The sequence below is a fragment of the Methanocalculus sp. genome (assembly GCF_029762515.1).
Classification (GTDB): domain Archaea; phylum Halobacteriota; class Methanomicrobia; order Methanomicrobiales; family Methanocorpusculaceae; genus Methanocalculus.
Genome location: NZ_JARVGN010000545.1, coordinates 1 through 1,227, shown reverse-complemented (window position 1 = coordinate 1,227; position 1,227 = coordinate 1). Strand labels below are relative to the sequence as shown.

Below are 1,227 nucleotides of genomic sequence, written 5' to 3'. Positions count from 1 at the left end.
AAAAACTGCTGAAAAGACTGCATGGAGAGACAGAGGATGATAGCCTCTTTGAGCTATCATACGGGTATGCCCGGCAGGACTATCACGATCTCCTGTCCTTTGGAAGATCCGGATACAATCGGGAGGATGTTGCCGGGACATTCAACAGGCTGAACCGGAGGCTTCAGAAAGTTCAGCGGATCCTTTCATGCATCCAATCCTCCGATCGGCGATTCAACACTGACATAGCCCGGTATTATCGCTATTACCTGCTCTATCATGAGGCAATCAGGTATTACCGTTTTACATCGCTCAGGGATAAGGGAGTGATACGGAAAAGGACTGAGACGTTCCGATTCAGGATGGCATTGATACACCAGCTTTTCAGATATAAGGGAGGAGTTGATCTCTCCACCATGCTGCGGTCCGAAGGGCTGCCTGGATTACTAAAAAGCTTTGCCGGATTCAAAAAGGGCGAAGAGAGGGTAGTGGAGGGCGAGATCAATTCGTTCATCAGGCATTGTCCACGACGATACCTTGCCCGGGGACTCTATGCAAAGTATATTGGAACGCTGATCAGCGTTGTCAAATACGCATATGAACAGAACGGGATCGATTACATGAAGACACTCTTATTGGGATCAGGCTACGGTAAGACCTATATTTTTGACGAGATACTTGATGACAGAACCTACACAAGGGAAGAGAAAGCAGACTATTGCATCCGTTGTCTGAGCATACTGAACAGCAGGAGAGGAGAGAACATTACCCTTTCAGGCGATCCGCTCATGGCATATACCGAAGAGGCCCTGATTAAAATCCGTGAGGTACTCTCGGATGAGAGGTGGGAGATGGTAAAGCAGGCGTACGATGTCCTGGCAAAGGCATCAATTCAATCGTCAGGATGGACATTTGAAGATCGTATCCCACAGGAAGAGATATACTGTACCACTGCGTTGAAAGGTGCATATACACGGATAATACCTGCAATTCTTGCCGGAAATACGATCACCGAAGGTTTTATCAGACACTGCATCCGATCAGGATTGATCTACCAGCTCCCCGATGATCTCCGGGACATGCCAGATGATATACAGAATAGAAATGTAACACCATTCAACTATATTCTCAATAATCCGGGTCGGCTAAGAGACCATCCTCTTGAGATCCTGCTTCTGGCGATAGACAGGATTTCGAGAGTTGACTATCCGGATATGAGGGATGCCGGAGATCTGTACCAAAACTCCA

Annotated in this window: 1 protein-coding gene; it reads left to right on the top strand. The window is 47.4% G+C overall.

The window, feature by feature from the left end; genetic code table 11:
- Positions 1–1,227 (top strand): hypothetical protein (locus QCH34_RS13025; protein WP_300334754.1); only part of this gene is annotated, 1,227 nt, incomplete at both ends.